Genomic DNA, 16,064 nt, shown 5'->3' with positions numbered 1-16,064 from the left:
TTTTTTTGTAATAGAGCGGTCTTATTCGTGGGAATTGGCGGCATTAGGCACCTGTTCGTGTTATTTTTCTCGGTTTTACTACGCTGTTGGTGGTCATGCCTTTGCCCCACAAGGACGAAGTAGCGACGATGGACATGCCTATTTGAACAAATTGGTTTGAAGCCTCTGTCAGACACATAGGTACAGGCCCCTTATCCCAAAGATGTAAGGAACGGATAGATGAACATTCAGCTCGATATAGCGCAAACGGTAGGTTTGGCGGCTGTTTTTCTCGTGCTGGGAGAATATATAAAGAATCGTGTTGCTGTGCTGGCCCGATATTTTATTCCCAGCCCCATTATTGGCGGTTTGATTTTTGCTTTGATCGCCTTGGTTGGCCACCAGACCGGTTCGTTTAGCTTTGCGTTCAACGACGATATACGCAACTTCTTGCTGATGGCCTTTTTTACCACCATCGGCTTTTCAGCCAGTTTCGAGCTGCTGAAAAAAGGGGGCGTGGCGGTCGGCTTGTTTTTGGGCTGTGCCGTTGCCTTGATTATTCTGCAGAACGTGATGGGCGTGAGCCTGGCTGCTTTGATGAACGCCAATCCTCTCCTGGGTCTGGCGGCCGGGTCCATCTCCATGACGGGCGGCCACGGTACTTCGGCTGCCTTTGGCCCCTTGCTGGAGCGTGCCGGCGCCGTAGGCGCCTTGCCTGCCGCCATTGCCGCTTCCACCTGGGGGCTGGTGATGGGCTGCGTCATTGGTGGTCCGTTGGGCAAGCGCTTGATGAAGAAATACAAGATCGACGGTCCCGCTCCACACCGTCGCCACCGTCGCCAGCACGAAGGTGCGGATGCCGCTCACCCTACAGAAACCACGGTTAAAGAAGTTGTTCAGACCGACGAGGGCGGTTTTGAGATGCCTGTTTATGCTGTGGTGCTGCTCTCCATCGCGATTGGTGTGGGCAGTGTCATTATCGAATGGCTGAGCGAGCGCGGGATTGTGTTGCCCGCCTATCTGGGAGCCATGCTGGTGGCTGCCATCATCCGCAACGTGATTGACTGGCGTCGCTATCGTCTGCCTGAAAAAGAGTTTGAGATTATCGGCAATGTGTCCCTGGCCTTTTTCCTGGTCATGGCCTTGATGGTGATGAAATTGTGGGAACTGGCCGAGGTGGCCGGGCCGCTGCTGGTCATCCTGATTGCGCAAACGGTGTTGATGTTCTTCTTTGCCAGATATGTGACATTCAAGGTCATGGGCAAGGATTATGACGCGGTAGTGATGTCGGCCGGGCATTGTGGTTTCGGCATGGGTGCCACGCCTAATGCCATGGCCAATATGCAGGCTTTCACCGAAGATAATGGCCCTTCGCGCAAGGCCTTTTTTGTGATTCCCCTGGTCGGCTCCTTGTTCATCGATTTTTTCAACGCCGTCATCATCACTGGCTTTGTGAACTTCCTGACTTAAGCAGACAAGACGACGGCCGCGCCTATTGGGCGCGGCCGTTTCATAGGGCAGGGTCGTGGGGCAAAATCGCGACGCTGTCCTTGTACACCGTGCTTTCAGGCTTTGTGAAGCAGATCCCTCAAGGCCTCGGACAGATCAGGGTAGCGCCAGCTGAAACCTGCTTGCTGGGCCCGCAGCGGAATCAGATGTTGCCCGCCGAGCAGCAGAACGGACATCTCTCCCAAGGCCAGACGCAGCGCCCAGGCGGGGGCATGAAACAGTGCTGGCTTGCCCAGCTCCTGAGCCAGGACGCGGGTGAACTCTGCATTGCGCACCGGCTGAGGCGCACACGCGTTATAAGGGCCCTCACAGCTCTGGTTGTGTAATAGGTAGTCGATAAGCGCGACCTGGTCTTCAAGGTGTATCCACGGCATCCATTGTTGCCCATCGCCCAGTCTGGCACCCAGTCCCAGCCTGAACGAGGGGAGCAGCCGAGCCAACATCCCGGCGTTTTTGGCCAAGACGGGCGCGGTACGCAGCAAGACCACGCGTCCCCCCCATTGGCGAGCTTGTTCGGCCTCTTGCTCCCAGGCCACGCAAAGCTGGCTGCCAAAGTCCTTGTTGCCCGGTGCGCTGGCCTCGGTCAGTTGCTGCTCTCCGCCATCGCCGTACCAGCCTACCGCTGAGCCCGAGATCAAGACGGGGGGCACCGACGCTTGTCGCCCCATCCAGTCCACCAGACGGCGTGTCAGATCGACCCGACTTTGCCATAGAAGCTGGCGCCGTGCCTCAGTCCAGCGTTGATTGGCAATTGGGGCGCCGGCCAGGTTGATGACCGCGTCAAATGGCGCGCTGCCATTGAGCTCGTCCAGCACGGCGATGCCCGTTGCGCCTGGGCACAGTTGGGGGACTTGCTGGGGCTTTCGGCTCCACACCCAGAGTTCGTGGCCGTGTTGTTGCCAGTGTCGGCAAAGGGCCTGTCCAATGAGGCCCGTGCCTCCTGTCAGAAGGATGCGCATGGAATTCTCCGTGTGTGAAGGTGAGCAAAGAACTTACCAAGGCAGTCCCTGACCATTGTAGGCCCAGAAACCACCACTGTCCTTTGGGCTGAGTGTGTCTAGCGTGGCCAGCAACGCGTGCGCCGCATCGGCAGGCGGGCGGCCGATTTGAGCGCCCCGAAAGGGAGCCGACAAGGCTGAGGTAACAGTGCCCGGGTGCAGCGCGGCCAGCACGGCCTGAGGATGGGTGCGTGCCAGCTCGATCGATGCGGTTTTGAGCAGCATGTTCAGCGCCGCCTTGGAGGCCCGGTAGCTGTACCAGCCGCCCAGGCGGTTATCGCCAATGCTGCCTACCTTTGCCGACAGCACAGCCAGGATGCCGCGCTCGTGCTTGGGCAGCAACGGTGCAAAATGGGCCAATACCAGGGCCGGGCCTATCGCGTTGGTGTTAAAGCTGGCCATCAGGTGATCGGCATTCAGATCGGCCAAGCGCTTTTCAGGGCCCCCGGTAGGACCACTGAGCATGCCGGTCGCAAGCACGATGAGATGCCAGGGGCCTTGTGTGCTCAAGGTTCGGGCCGCTGCGGCGATCGTCTGTGGCTGATCGAAGTCCAGGACGGGTGTGCTGCGCCGGTGCAGGCTAACAAGCTCGCTGCAGCGAGGGTCGGCGGCCAACTGGGCGGCCATGGCACCGCCAATGGCGCCGGAGCCGCCCAGAATAAGGGCACGGTAAGCGGTGGGCAGGGATTGCATGTCAGGCCTCGGTCAATGTGGGGGGCTTACAGAGTGTCCAGGTTCTGGCGCAGTTGCTCTGCGTGGGTGCGCAGAGCAGCTTGTTGTTCGGGAGGCATTTTCTGCCATTGGCGATACATCAATGTCATCCGTCCCTTGTCACTCAGCTCTTGGGCATTGCGGGCAAGGAAGTCCCAGTACAAGGCATTGAATGGGCAGGCGTGTGGCCCTGTCTTCTGCGTGGGCTTGTAGACACACCCCTGACAGTAGTCGCTCATGCGGTGTAAGTAGGCGGCGCTGCTGATATAGGGCTTGGTGGCAATCAGGCCACCGTCGGCATGCATGACTCATGCCCAGGGTATTGGGCAGTTCCACCCATTCGAAAGCGTCAATGTAGATGCCCAGGTACCAGCGGTGGACAGCAGCCGGGTCGAGCCCAGCCAGCAGGGCAAAGTTGCCGATCACCATCAGGCGCTGGATATGGTGAGCATGAGCGCTTTGCAAGGACTGCTGAATGCACTGTTGCAGGCAGCGCATGCGGGTGTTCCCTGTCCAGAACCAGTGCGGCAGCGGCAAGTCGTGCCCGAATGCATAGAGGCTTTCGTAGCCCGGCATGTGGGCCCAGTAGATGCCGCGCACGTATTCGCGCCAACCCAGTATTTGACGTGTAAAGCCTTCCACGGCAGCCAAAGGAGCCTGACCTTCCCGCCAGGCCCGTTCGGCCCGTTCCAGCACCTCAAGCGGGTGGAGCATTTTGACGTTCAGGGAAAACGAGAGCAGGGAGTGAAACAGCCGTGGTGCCTGGCTGGACATGGCATCTTCGTAGTCGCCAAAATGCGGCAGTGCATGGGTGATAAAGGCTTCCAGACAGCTCAGCGCTTCCTGGCGATTCAGTGGCCAGCGAAAGGCGTTGGCCTGAGGGTCGCCGAAGCTGGGCACATCACAACGCTGCAGCTTTTCCCAAAGCACACGGTGGTCGTGGCAGGGCCGCCAGTCAGTGGGTTCAGCCGGTGTGCCACGCCAGGGTTTGCGGTTCTCATGGTCAAAGTTCCACTTGCCACCGACCGGCTGTTCATGATTATCCAGCAGCAACCGGTATCGGCGGCGCATACGGCGATAGAAATGCTCCATCAGCCATTGACGACGACCGCGCATCTGAGTGGCCAGTTCATTACGACTGGTCAGAAAGTGTTCACTATCCACCGCTGAGCAAGCCAGGGCCTGCGTGTCCGCCCACTGTTGCAATTGAGTATCCAGTCGCCATTCGTCAGCGTGTTGCCATTGCACCTGGCGCACACCGTAATGCGCCGCGAGTGCCGTCAGATTGTCGGGGATGGAGTGACGGTTGCTGGGGTCTTCAAATGTCACATAACGCACCCGATGGCCAGCGGCTCGCAACTGCTGCGCAAAGTCGCGCATTGCAGCGAAAATGGCCAGAATTTTCTGTGCATGATGCAAGACGTAATCGGTTTCCTGACGCACCTCCATCAGTACATAAACCACCTGCCTGTCCACCTGCTGGAACCAACTGTGCTGTGGGTTGAGCTGGTCGCCCAGTATCAGGCGCAGAGTGTGGGCGCGGTAGTGCGCGTGGCGTGCTGTCTCCATGTGCGGCTGCGTTTACATTCCAGTGACACGACGTACCGCCGAAAAGTACCAGCTATCGGGCAGGCATCGCATGAGCTTTACCCAGCGGGTAAAACGACGGGGGAAGTTCATTTCAAACTGCCCCTGTTTCCAGCCGTGCAAGATATGACGGGCGGCTTCTTCAGGGGTGATGAGCGCGGGCATTTTGAAGCTGTTTTGGGCGGTCAGCGGGGTGTCTACAAAGCCGGGGTTGATAATGGAAATGCCCAGTCCCAACGGGTGCAGATCCAAATAGAGGTTCTCCGCCAGATTATTCAGTGCGGCTTTGGTGGGCCCATAGGCCAGGGACATTGGCAGCCCGCGGTAGCCCGCCACGCTACCCACCAGGGCCAGGTGGCCGCGTCCGGCCTCAAGCAGCATCGGGATGACCGCATCGAGCAGATGCAGCGCACCCACATAATTGACTGCCAGATGTTTCTGCATCTCCAGAAGATTGAACTCGGTCGCCCGTTGTGGCAGGTACCTGCCTGCGCAATACAGCACCAGATCGGGAGCAATATCGACGCAGGCTTGTACTTTCAGCTTGGCCGCAGCCAGCGTTTCAGGTTCGGTGACATCCAGCGGGACGACGACAAACCCGTCTCGGCCTTTGGCCAGCTCGTGCAGTGCATCGGCGTCTCTGGCCGAGACAATGACCTGCGCGCCTTGCGCATGAAGCGCCTCCGCGGTGGCTCTGCCTATGCCTGATGAGGCACCGACAATCCAGGCGTATTTTCCTTGCCAGTGACTGAGCGGCGGATTGAGTTTTGCGTGTGGCAGTGTCATCACACTTACTCCTTCATGAAGGACAGTGTCACATCCCCCAGATGAACGCCGAATTTGCTCATGGCGGCGCGGTTGAGCATGGTGCGGCCATCCATCAAGTACATCCAGTCATCCATGTTCACGTTCCAGACCTTGCCGTCCACCGGCAGTGCCAGCACGTAATTCCAATGAAAGGCGTTGCCAGCGGTCTGGCCCTGGGCCTGGCCGACCACATCGTCAGCGCGTCCGCTGTAGCGGCCATCACCCAGATGCTTCAAATGCCAGATCCGTTGCTGAGTGGTGCCATCGCTGTAGACAAAATGCTCGTCGAGCACGCCTTCATCGCCCTTCCAGGTGCCCGTCATGCGCACGGTAAAGCGCTTGACCACTTTGCCGGAACGGTCTGTGAACAGGCCGTGGGCCGTCAGGGGGCCGTTGAAATATTGACGCAGGTCCAGTTCGGGGCGTTCCTGGGCATAGTCCTGCACCGTGGGTCCCACGCATCCGGCCAGGGTGCCCATAAGTGTCAGTCCCAGGGCGACGCGCCGCCAGGGCAGGGTTGAGACAAGGCTGTTTGTCAGTTTCATATCAGTCTCCAGGATGAGTGCAGATGCTCGGCGCGCCACAGGCCAGCCCACGCCAATAGTTTGAACAGGCAGGGAAGGCCGCCATAAGCCCAGGCCAACGCCTGCAGGCCAGCCGGGTCGCTTGTGCCGCTCTGGTAACCCAGGGCGGAAAGAAGGGGCAGGCACAGACCGGCTGCCAGGGCCAGGTTGAGCTTGGCAGCACAAGTCCACCAGCCCAGATATCGTCCTTCGCCCGAGCCGCCCTGACCGGATTCATGGATGACACCGGTCAGCAGGGCGCCCGGCAGGGCCAGATCCGCGCCCAGAGCCAGCCCACTTGCCAGGCAGATAACGAGGAAGGCGCCACCGTCGCCGGCATCAAGCCAGGGTGTCAGGGAAAAGGCGACAACGCTTGTTAGCATGCCGGCCCGCCAACTGGGTGCCAGTCCCCAGCGCGAGACAGCCCGTACCCATAAAGGTAGCCCTGCCGCGGCGGCGCCGAAATAGCACAGAAGAAAGAGCGGCTGCATCTCCGGGGCCTGCAGGCGGTCCGCCACGAAAAAGGGCAACAAGGTAGCGGGTATGGCGGCGGCTACGCCGTTGAGCATGAAGACGAATAACAGCCTGCGGAAACTGGCATCAGCCCAGGGCGAGGCGGTTGATGCAGGACTGCTGTGCCCCCGTGCATAACCCATGGGTTGAGCGATAGCGGGCGGCAGGCGATGCAGCCCGAACAGGCCTATGGCCAAGGCTAGAAAAAGCACGACACTGGTCGCATCAAAGCCTAACCAGGTGGGCAATATGCTGGCCAGCAAGACTCCCAGAAGCGTGGCGCCTTCACGCCATGCGGTGACACGCGCACGCCAATTGGGATCACCACCCCAGCGGGTCCCCCAGGCCTGATGCAAGATGCTGACGGCGCTATAGGCCAAGGTGCATACCAGCAGGCTGAGCGCCAGCCAGATCAGCACCTCTTGTGGGCCACCTTCGGGAGGATGCCACAGTGCTGCAAAACCCAAGCCCATGATCAGGCTGCCCAACAAAGCGGCCAGCCAGGCCTGGCCCAGGCCTCGATGCAAAAGACGATCGGCCAGCCTTCCCAGTGCAGGGTCGAGCACCGCGTCAACGGCGCGGGTAGCCAGCAGCACGGCGCCCAGGCCCGCCAGCGGCACCCCGGCCACCGCCGCGTAGTAATGCGGCAGGTTCACATATAAGGGGAGCGACACGAATGCCAGCGGCAGGCCAAGACTTCCATAGGAGAGTCCCGTACGCCAATGCAGCGGCTTTAAGGGGCGGGAGCCTGGGGGGCGCATGGTTGTGCCTTTATCAGCGTTTGCCTAACAGGGCCGTTCGCAAGCCCGGTGCTGAAGTCTGCTCAGACAGCCAGATTCCAAAAAACAGGCGCGCGTACTCGGCGTCCTGAATACGGGCGGTTTCACGTCCATTGTGGAAAAAGCGGACATCGCCGGTTCCGTCCGTCACGCCCAGCAGGCGATCTTGTGCCAGGACATCCGGAAAAGCCTTTTTCATCAGGAGTAGCCATTGGCGAGCCTGCTGCTCGGAGAAACTGCCCACACGCCGCATTTCGGCAACTGAACGCTCGGCAATGGCTTCGCCTTCCAGTTTGCGGTCATAGATCAGCTCCAGTGCGAAGGGCTGGCGTGCATACTCTTTGGGCTCGAAGTCCGGCATGGCCCACAGTCGCGCCTCGTAAACCCGCAGTCCAAAAAAGCGCATGGGACCACTGCCAACAAGATGGGCAGAGGGCAGGGTGGAGCGCAGCTCCTGGGGGGCAGCCGCTGCGGCCGCCGAGAGATTAGGGGTCATGGCAATAAGGGTAGGGGCGAGAAGGCTGATGCCCACGATCAGGGCTTGGCGTCGTCGAATATCAGTCATGGTCAGGCCTTCTCAAGGTGAACTGGACTACATCGGTGTTGCCCATATCAAAGGCAGCCTCGCAATAGGCCAGATAAAATCGCCAGATGCGCACAAAGCGCTCGTCAAAGCCCTGGCTGCGGACCGCATCGAGCTTTTGCTCAAAAGCCTGACGCCAGCGTCGGAGTGTTTCGGCGTAATCCTTGCCAAAGCTCATTGTTCGGACCACGGTCAGGCCGGCTCGCTGGGCTTCACGCTCGAAGGCCGTGACACTGGGCAGCAGCCCTCCGGGAAAAATGAATTGCTGGATAAAGTCGGAGGAGTGCAAATAACGGGCAAAAAGGTCTTCGCGCAGGGTGATGGACTGCACGCAGGCATAGCCGCCCGGTTTGAGGCAATCATGCAAAGTCTTGAAGTAGGTGCGCCAGTATTCGTGCCCGACAGCTTCGAACATTTCAATGGACACAATGGCGTCAAAGGGCTGCGCCGCGTGTTCTTTCGCCAGATCCCGGTAGTCCTGATAACGCAGATCAACCTGTTCCTGCAGGCCGGCTTCGTTTATGCGCTGCATGCCCCAGTCAAGCTGTTCGCGTGACAAGGTGACACCTGTCACCTGCGCGCCGAACTCCGTGGCCGCTGTCTGGGCAAGCGCTCCCCAGCCACAGCCAATTTCCAGCAGTCGTTGCCCCGGCTGCAGTCCTGTCTCACGCAGCGCCCGTCTGGTTTTTGCGCGTTGAGCCTGCTCCAGATCAGCCTTGTGCAAGGCCGAGCCGTCAAGACCTTCGAACCAGGCAGCGCTGTAGCTCATGCTTGGGTCCAGCCAGAGTCGATAAAAGTCGTTGCCCAGATCGTAGTGAGCATGAATGTTTTTAGCGCTGCCCGCCCGCGTGTTGCGGTGAAGCATATGGCGCAGTCTGAAGCCCAGTCGAGCCCACCAGTGACCGTACACCAGTTGTTCCAGGTGATCGCGGTTGCGGATGCACAGACGCAGCAAGCCGCTTAGGTCATCGGTGTCCCATTGACCTTCTATATAGCCTTCGGCAAAGCCAATGTCGCCCGAGCTCAAGATGCGGTCCAGCGCCTCCCACTGCCCGATTGCGCAGCGGGCGTCGGGTTCCACTGCATTTTGCTTGGGAAAATGCCGCACTTGCCCATCGGGCAACTGAAGCTCCAACTGGCCATGAGGCAGGTGCGTCAAGAGCTTCAGGACGCGGTTCGCGTGAGGTGACAAGTCGCTGCTTGCTTTTGCGGACTTGCTCAAGAGAGTGGCGGTGCTTGTATTCATCGTGTGACAGAGCGCTTGGGCGCTGGTGGTTTGCGATGGAAGGGAAGCCGCTTCGCCCACAGGCGCAGTGCTTGCCAATGGATGCGAACAATGACCCCCAGGGTCATCAGCGGCGTGCCAAAAAATGCCCTGCGTACGGTAACCGCATTCAGGGGGTGTAGCGTTCCTTGAACACCTGTGCGTAACAGGGGGCCTGCGTCGTCGTACAGATCGACAAGCGCCAGGTTGGTAGTTTCATTGCGCGAGAATCGAAAGCGATATTCGCCGTGGGTTTCGCAAAACGGGGACACATGAAATTGCTTGCTGGCAACTTGTTCGCAATCCCAGCCCAGATGCGGCCCTGCCAGGAGATAGGCATGACGCTCACCGAAGGTGTTGTTGACTTCGGCCAGAATCGCCGCCAGCGAACCGTCGGCCCGATGGGCGTACCAGAAGCTCACGGGCTTGAAGACATAGCCCAGGACGCGCGGAAAGGTATGCAGCCAGATCTCGCCATCCGCATCCTCAATACCTTCCTGCTCTAACAGAGATTCAAACCAGGCCAGAGCGTCATTACCGCCATTGCCATGATCGCTGTCATGAAAGCTGATCCAGCCGCGTTGGTTGCGGCGCAGGACGGGGACTGGGTGTTCCCGCAGGCTACGCATGGGAAGCAGCAGGAAATAACCAGGGTAATGAAAGGCGTGCTCGACTGGCCGCAGCCGCCGATGCCAGATATGACCAAAGCCAATGAGAGCGGAGGCACTCATACGGTTTCCTCCTGCCTGAGCTCAGTGTGGGCCGCCTGCGCTGCACGGTTCAGGGACAGCAAAACCTGGTCAGCGGCGCTCAGACCCGAACGCAAACCGTCCTCGTGAAATCCGTAGCCGCACCAGGCACCGCAGAACCAGGTCCGGCGTTGGCCCTGCAACTTTTCAAGCTGTTGTTGTGCCAGGATGGCGGCATGGTCAAAGACTGGGTGGCTGTAGGTAATGCGCGCATGTACCTTGTCCGCGGCTATGGGACGGGCCGGATTGAGCGAGACCACGACGGCTTGCTGCCAAGGCAGTGGCTGCAGGCGGTTGATGAGGTAATGCAGGCACACCCCGGTTTCCTCTGAAGCCGCCAAGCTGGCGCGTTCATAATTCCAGGCCGCCCAGGCGGCCTGGCGCTGTGGCAAGACGGCAGTGTCGGTGTGCAATACGGCTTCATTGGCTTGATAACGAATGCTGCCCAGCACGGCACGCTCTGTCTGGGTTGCGTCCTGGCCCAGCAGGCGCAATGCCTGATCACTATGGCAGGCCAGCACGACAGCATCGAACTGCTCGGTACCGTGAGGCATTTCTACCATGACGTTTTGTGCTTCACGTTTAAGGCTGAACACAGGGGTGTTCAATCGGATTTCGTGGCGGCCGTCCTCTTGCAGTCGCTCAATGATGCGGCGTACGTAGCGTTGAGAGCCACCGCGAACGGTGTGCCACTGGGGACGGTTGGTGATCTGGATCAGCCCGTGATTGTGACAAAAGCGAATCAGGGTAGCGACGGGGAAGCGGAGCATTTGATCGGTCGGACAAGACCAGATGCTGCCAATCATGGGCAACAGGTAGTTGTTGCGAAATGTGCTGCCAAAGCCATGCAGATCCAGAAAGGTTTCTATGGGCGTATTGAGTTGTGACTCAAGCTGGCGCTGGGCGATATCCGTTGTCAGACGATTGAAGCGTAAAATTTCCAGCAACATGCCAATAAAGCGTGGGCTGATCAAGTTTCTGCGCTGTGCAAACACGCTGCCTAAAGAGCTACCGCTCCATTCCAGTCCCGGTCTGCCATCAGGGTGGGGAATCTGCACGGAGAAGGACATCTCCGAGGGAGCGGTTTCTACCTCCAGCTCCTTGAACAGCTTTGTGAGCAGGGGATAGGTGCGGTGGTTGAACACCAAAAAACCGGTATCGACCCCGTGGCTAATACCATCCAGGTTTAGCTCGACCGTATTGGCATGTCCGCCGAAATAAGAGTTGGCTTCAATCAGACAGACGCGATGCGTGTCTTGAGAGTGAGCAAGACGATAGGCAGCGGCCAAGCCGGATATGCCCGAACCGATGACAGCGATACGACGCATGGCAGCTCCTTGGGGTGTTGCGCAGGGGGTTATGAACCGGAAAGATCAAATAGTGAACTCATTAGTTCAAACTATAAACCTTAAATAATATTTTTGCACTATTTGGTATGCAAGATGATCTCATTCGTCCTAAAATAGATCTCATGAACGCTCGATCCTCAATCAAAGAACAAATCCAGCGCGTACGCGTAGAAGCCATCGTGACCGCTGTTAACCGTCTTTTGGCGACCAAAGGCTACGATGCCATGACGGTCGACCAAGTCGCCGCCGAGGCAGGCATGGCCAAGGCCAGCTTATATAAGCTGTTTACATCCAAGGAGGAATTGGCTGCTGCGGCGATGGTGGGCGTGCTCGATCGCGCCCTGGCTTTTGTGGATGAGCTGCGCAAACAGGCTCAGGATGCTGCTGAAGCAGGCCAAGCCATTACGGCGATTGATCAGCTCAAATCCGTGGTGCGCTGGACGATGGATACCCAATTGCAAGGGGAAATGCCGTCGCTGCCCGCGCAGAACTCAAGCCTTAGCGCCTCGCTCCAGTCAAATGATGAGTACATGGATCGCCTGATTGCCTTGAGTAATCGTCTGAGCACCTGGATAATCGAGGCGCAGACGGCAGGCAGCCTGCAATCGGGTCTGCCAGTCGAGCTGGTGCTCTACACCTTGTTTGCGCGTGCATGTGACCCTGTGGTGAGCCTTCTTAAAGAGTCGGGGCAGTACACCCACGAGCAGATCATTGAATGGGTGAGCAGCACCACCTTTGATGGTCTGGCAGGCGCGGGCCGTACGTCCTTGGCACAGTAAGACAGTCTCCGGAATCCGTCCGGCACCCCCTGCCGGACCCCGTGGCCTCGACGCTGCTCTTGTTTCATTGGTGGATGCCTGACTACACGGTGCGCCGAGGCTGCGCACCCTGCCGGTGTTGGGGACGGAGTGTGAGGGGGGGCTACTTTTCCGATGTGGACATCGTGCGTCGCAGCCAGCGCATCAATAAACCCAGCAAGGGCAGCTTTTCATAAAGCTCCTCTGCCGCATCCCAATAATCGCGATGATGGGTCACCTGACCTTGTCCGTCAAAGGACAGCGCTGACGCTCCCCTGATGCAGTGTTCAAGATCCGGCTTCCAACGTTTGATGCGGAAGCGGAACTCCCATTCCAGAAAGGCTCGTTGGTCCTGGACGATCTGCTGCGTAATGACAAAGCGTGGCGAGTGCAACGCCGTAAACATGTGCTCGAAGATGCCGCGGATGGCCGCAACGCCCTCTACCTCATTGAAGGGGTCCTTGAAATGGGCGTCAGGCGCATAACAGACCTCCAGCTCGGATAGCCGGTCTGGCGTCAGCCCTTGATAAAGATGGACAAGGCGGCGCACTGCCGCCGCCATATCTTCGGAACCTGTAGTCAAGTCAGCATTCATTTTTTTGGCCTGAGGGTTCAAGGAGCGATGGGAGACCAGCAGTATAAGGCTCAAGGAAGGGGCAGGAACGGGTGAGCGGAGAATTTTGATGCCTTAAGGACGCTGTTTGCCTTGGCGCAAGGACATGAACCACTGGCTACGTTTCAATGGTGGCTGTCTCTTGGGAGTTCACAATGCAAAGCCGTGTAGTGGGAACCGTGCTGTTAGCGGCCATCTTGGCCGGATGCTCGGCTGGCGAGCCCAACAATTCAGCCGCCTTGCCAGAGTTGGTGGAAGTGGCCGGTCCGGCGCGCGAAGTCATGCAGGCTGGTGAGTACTTGCTCGATGGGCGCCTGATTGCGTCCGATACCGTGATGTATGCCCCGGCTCCCAGCTTGAAAGTCATGAAGTATCAAGTCAGCCAGTACGACTACGATCAATGTGTTCGTGCCGAGCGGTGCAAGGCCGCGGATGCGGTGGGCCGGGGACAGGCCAAAGATCGGCCGGTTGTGGGGGTGAGCTGGCAGGACGGGCAGGATTATGCGGCTTGGCTCAGCGAGCGCACCGGCAAGCAGTTCCGCTTGCCGGATTATCTGGAATGGAGTTACTTCGCAGACCAGAAAGTGCCTGAATCGGCCCAGGGCGGGCTGGATGAGAACGAGCAGGCCGCCTTGTGGCTCCAGGAATATCAGGACAGCTATAAGCGCAAGCAGGAGCAGGAGGTGCCGTTGGCGCCCCTGGGCCAGGGAACTGCCAATGCCTATGGCGTGTTTGATGCCGGGGGACAGGTGGCCGAATGGACCAATACCTGTCATGTGCGCGTTCACCGCATCAGCATGCCCCGCGCGGAATCCCGTCTGGAAAACTGCGGCGTTCGCACCTTGGGAGGAGAGCATATCGCGGTGATGCCCGACTTCATCCGTGACCCCAAAACCGGGGCATGTTCGGTCGGCGTGCCCCCGCGCTATCTGGGTCTGCGTCTTGTCACGGAGGACTAAGGGCGCTTAGCCGCGTTCCAGAACGGCTCGGGCAAATTTGTCCAGGTCGGCAATCGTTATCTGCTTGCGCCCTGCCAGGATCAAGCCCTGATGATCCCAGCTACTGACGACACGGCTGGCCGTATACAGGGTGGTCCCAGCCAGATCGGCCAGGTCCTGTCGGGTCACGGGAATGCTCAGGGATGTCCCCTGCGCACCGCTTTGGCCCACCTGGCGAATCAGGCGCAGCAAACTGTGGGCCAGTCGCTGCTCCACTTCCAGACTGTGAATTTCCAGTAGGCGGTCGTCCGCGTCACTCAGACGTTGGGCAACTGTGTCCTGCGCCGAGCTGAGCAGGCAAGGAAAGCGTTGGGTCAGGCTGTCCCAGGACTTTTCTGGCCAGGCCAGGGCGGCGCTGCTCGTGACGCTGATGGCAGTGGCCGGGTAGTTGCGTCGCCGCAGGGCGGGGGCAATGCCAATCACATCGCCGGGCAGGGCGAAACGGACCAGTAACTGGGAGCCATTGGGCATGGTGCGTACGACCTTGATCAAGCCCTGCAGCAGCACAAAAAAATGATCGCTGCTTTGCTCCTGGCGAAAGACCTGGCTGTCCTTGTCATAGTGGATCAGCCGTCCTTCTTGCCAGAGCTGGTCGATGCTGGCCGCGTCCAGGTCAGAGAACAGGGGCAGGCTGGCTAACAAGGAGGGGTAGGAAATGTCAGTCATCACTTAAGCTTTCTGAGCGGGTTTTAAGCCCTAGTTTGCTGGCCAGCTTATGCAGATTGCTGGGGTCCATGCCAAGCTGTCGGGCAGCCTGGCTCCAGTTACCGTCGTTGTCCTGCAGAGCCTGCCGGATCAAGCGTCCTTGCAATTGTTCAACGGACTGACGCAAGGAGGGGCGTGGCACTCCCAGAGATTGCGTGGCCGCTGCCACAGGCTCCAGGGTAGAAGGTAACAAATTGAGATTATCGGCGCTAAGCGTAAATATTTGGTTACGGTCTGGCGTATCGACCAGCAGGCGGATGGTGGCACGGCTGATCAGATGTTCCAATTCGCGAACATTGCCTGGCCAATGATAAGCCAGCAAAGCGGCTTCCGCGTCGGGCGAGAGGCGAATGCCGCGCAAGCCCAGTCGGGAGCGATTCATTTCCAGAAAATGACCGGCCAGCAGCAGAATGTCTTGATGGCGTTCGCGCAAGGCCGGAATTGTCAGGGGAAAAACGGACAGGCGGTGGTACAGGTCGGCCCGGAAACCGCCTTGTGCAATCTGCTGACTCAGGTCCCGGTTAGTGGCCGCAACAAGCCGCACATTCAGTTTAATGGGGTGGTCGGCCCCCAGGCGCTGGATTTCGCCATTTTGCAACGTACGCAGCAACTTGGCCTGAATCGTCAAAGACAACTCTCCGATTTCGTCCAGAAACAGGGTGCCGCCCTGCGCGGCCTCGAAGCGTCCAGCGCGATGTTCGTGCGCCCCCGAGAAAGCACCTTTGACATGGCCGAAAAGTTCGCTCTCCGCCAACGAATCGGGCAGAGCGGCGCAGTTCACGTAAATCAGGGGGGAGTGGTGGCGAGCCGAGCGTTGATGCAGGCGCTGTGCAAACAGCTCTTTGCCCACGCCTGTCTCGCCTAGCAAGAGAACCGGCAGTTCGGAGGTGGCAACCGTGTCCAGCAGCTGGATGACCTCCAAAAGCGCCTTGCTGTTGCCAATGATGGAAGTCGAATTGTGGCGCGACAAATAATCAGGGGGCAGGGTAGAGAGCATGCGCAGACTGCGATTTTCCTCTTCCAGCTCGCTGATGCGGATGGCGCTTTCCAGCACCATGCACCAGTGTTTTAGTTCCACCAGCGTGGAGGCAGAAAAGGTTCCGGGGCGCAAGGCATCCAGGGTCAGAATCCCCCAGGCCGCACCTTGGATCTGCAGGGGGATTCCCACGCAATCATGGACCGGCAGCGGCTGACCCAGCTTGTCATCCAGCAGGCCATCGTAGGGGTCGGGCAGACCGCAGTTGGGCTCAAAGCGCGTCAGGCCAGGGGTATGCAAAATGCGTGTCAGCCGGGGATGATCGGCAATGACAAAATGCCGGCCCAAGGTGTCATGACCCAGACCGCTGGCCGCCACAATGCGCAATACGGTGTCGTCCAGCTTCAGCAAACCGGCGGCATCACAGCCGAAATGTCGCGCCAGCAGATGAACCATGCGCTGCAGGCGTAGCGGCCCTGGAATTTCAGTGGCCAAATCGGCAATCATGAGATCTAGCATGGGTGAAAAATACCCTTATGGTGAAAAATACCCGGTTTTCTTAGGGTAGTTTATACCTGGTTTGG

15 protein-coding genes and 1 pseudogene are annotated in these 16,064 nt (G+C 59.0%); 3 read left to right on the top strand and 13 right to left on the bottom strand.

What is annotated here, in order from left to right; all coding sequences use genetic code 11:
- Positions 1-219: 219 nt before the first annotated feature.
- A complete protein-coding gene (gltS, locus tag VF694_RS14440) occupies positions 220-1,449 on the top strand; it encodes a sodium/glutamate symporter (RefSeq protein ID WP_003802010.1) in 1,230 nt (409 codons plus the stop codon).
- Between the two features lie 95 nt (positions 1,450-1,544).
- On the opposite strand, the gene VF694_RS14435 is transcribed toward gltS, so the two are convergent.
- The 10 genes and pseudogenes from VF694_RS14435 to VF694_RS14390 form a co-directional block, all read right to left on the bottom strand.
- Positions 1,545-2,447, bottom strand: coding sequence for a TIGR01777 family oxidoreductase (locus VF694_RS14435; RefSeq protein ID WP_440164742.1), 903 nt, complete (start codon positions 2,445-2,447; stop codon positions 1,545-1,547).
- Between the two features lie 33 nt (positions 2,448-2,480).
- A complete protein-coding gene (locus VF694_RS14430; protein WP_003802004.1) occupies positions 2,481-3,179 on the bottom strand; it encodes an SDR family NAD(P)-dependent oxidoreductase in 699 nt (232 codons plus the stop codon).
- A 26-nt stretch (positions 3,180-3,205) separates the two neighbouring features.
- Positions 3,206-4,766: pseudogene (locus VF694_RS14425) on the bottom strand (cryptochrome/photolyase family protein).
- A 12-nt stretch (positions 4,767-4,778) separates the two neighbouring features.
- Entirely contained in the window at positions 4,779-5,570 is a 792-nt protein-coding gene (locus VF694_RS14420; RefSeq protein ID WP_003801996.1) for an SDR family NAD(P)-dependent oxidoreductase, read from the bottom strand.
- Positions 5,571-5,575: 5 nt separating this feature from the next.
- Positions 5,576-6,136, bottom strand: coding sequence for a DUF3833 domain-containing protein (locus VF694_RS14415; protein WP_003801994.1), 561 nt, complete (start codon positions 6,134-6,136; stop codon positions 5,576-5,578).
- On the bottom strand, positions 6,133-7,428 hold the full coding sequence (locus VF694_RS14410) for an MFS transporter (protein ID WP_003801990.1): 1,296 nt from the start codon (positions 7,426-7,428) through the stop codon (positions 6,133-6,135). Before VF694_RS14410 ends, VF694_RS14415 begins: the two co-directional genes overlap by 4 nt.
- A 13-nt stretch (positions 7,429-7,441) precedes the next feature.
- The gene (locus VF694_RS14405; protein WP_003801988.1) at positions 7,442-8,011 is read right to left on the bottom strand and encodes a chalcone isomerase family protein; all 570 of its coding nucleotides are present in this window, start codon (positions 8,009-8,011) and stop codon (positions 7,442-7,444) included.
- Entirely contained in the window at positions 8,004-9,275 is a 1,272-nt protein-coding gene (locus tag VF694_RS14400; RefSeq protein WP_131070928.1) for an SAM-dependent methyltransferase, read from the bottom strand. The genes VF694_RS14405 and VF694_RS14400 overlap by 8 nt, the downstream gene beginning before the upstream one ends.
- Positions 9,272-10,024: a DUF1365 domain-containing protein gene (locus VF694_RS14395; RefSeq protein ID WP_059318234.1), complete on the bottom strand. Its 753-nt coding sequence runs from the start codon at positions 10,022-10,024 to the stop codon at positions 9,272-9,274. Before VF694_RS14395 ends, VF694_RS14400 begins: the two co-directional genes overlap by 4 nt.
- Positions 10,021-11,370, bottom strand: a complete 1,350-nt coding sequence (locus VF694_RS14390; RefSeq protein ID WP_440164739.1) for an NAD(P)/FAD-dependent oxidoreductase — start codon at positions 11,368-11,370, stop codon at positions 10,021-10,023. Before VF694_RS14390 ends, VF694_RS14395 begins: the two co-directional genes overlap by 4 nt.
- Positions 11,371-11,513: 143 nt before the next feature.
- Here VF694_RS14390 and VF694_RS14385 point away from each other — a divergent pair, with 143 nt between their 5' ends.
- Positions 11,514-12,170: a TetR/AcrR family transcriptional regulator gene (locus tag VF694_RS14385; protein ID WP_039943394.1), complete on the top strand. Its 657-nt coding sequence runs from the start codon at positions 11,514-11,516 to the stop codon at positions 12,168-12,170.
- Positions 12,171-12,312: 142 nt separating this feature from the next.
- Here the strand turns inward: VF694_RS14385 and VF694_RS14380 are convergent, their stop codons facing one another.
- Complete coding sequence (locus VF694_RS14380; protein ID WP_003801978.1) at positions 12,313-12,783, bottom strand: nuclear transport factor 2 family protein; 471 nt, start codon at positions 12,781-12,783, stop codon at positions 12,313-12,315.
- Positions 12,784-12,956: 173 nt separating this feature from the next.
- Here VF694_RS14380 and VF694_RS14375 point away from each other — a divergent pair, with 173 nt between their 5' ends.
- Entirely contained in the window at positions 12,957-13,760 is an 804-nt protein-coding gene (locus tag VF694_RS14375) for a formylglycine-generating enzyme family protein (protein ID WP_003801976.1), read from the top strand.
- Between the two features lie 6 nt (positions 13,761-13,766).
- Here the strand turns inward: VF694_RS14375 and VF694_RS14370 are convergent, their stop codons facing one another.
- Positions 13,767-14,465, bottom strand: a complete 699-nt coding sequence (locus VF694_RS14370) for a Crp/Fnr family transcriptional regulator (RefSeq protein ID WP_003801973.1) — start codon at positions 14,463-14,465, stop codon at positions 13,767-13,769.
- On the bottom strand, positions 14,458-15,999 hold the full coding sequence (gene norR, locus VF694_RS14365; protein WP_426345296.1) for a nitric oxide reductase transcriptional regulator NorR: 1,542 nt from the start codon (positions 15,997-15,999) through the stop codon (positions 14,458-14,460). The genes VF694_RS14370 and norR overlap by 8 nt, the downstream gene beginning before the upstream one ends.
- Positions 16,000-16,064: the final 65 nt, after the last annotated feature.

It is taken from the genome of Alcaligenes sp. Lyrl_28 (genome assembly GCF_051948705.1).
GTDB lineage: Bacteria > Pseudomonadota > Gammaproteobacteria > Burkholderiales > Burkholderiaceae_B > Alcaligenes > Alcaligenes ammonioxydans.
The sequence above is the reverse complement of the archived record's forward strand: the minus strand, read 5'-3'. Positions and strand labels throughout refer to the sequence as shown.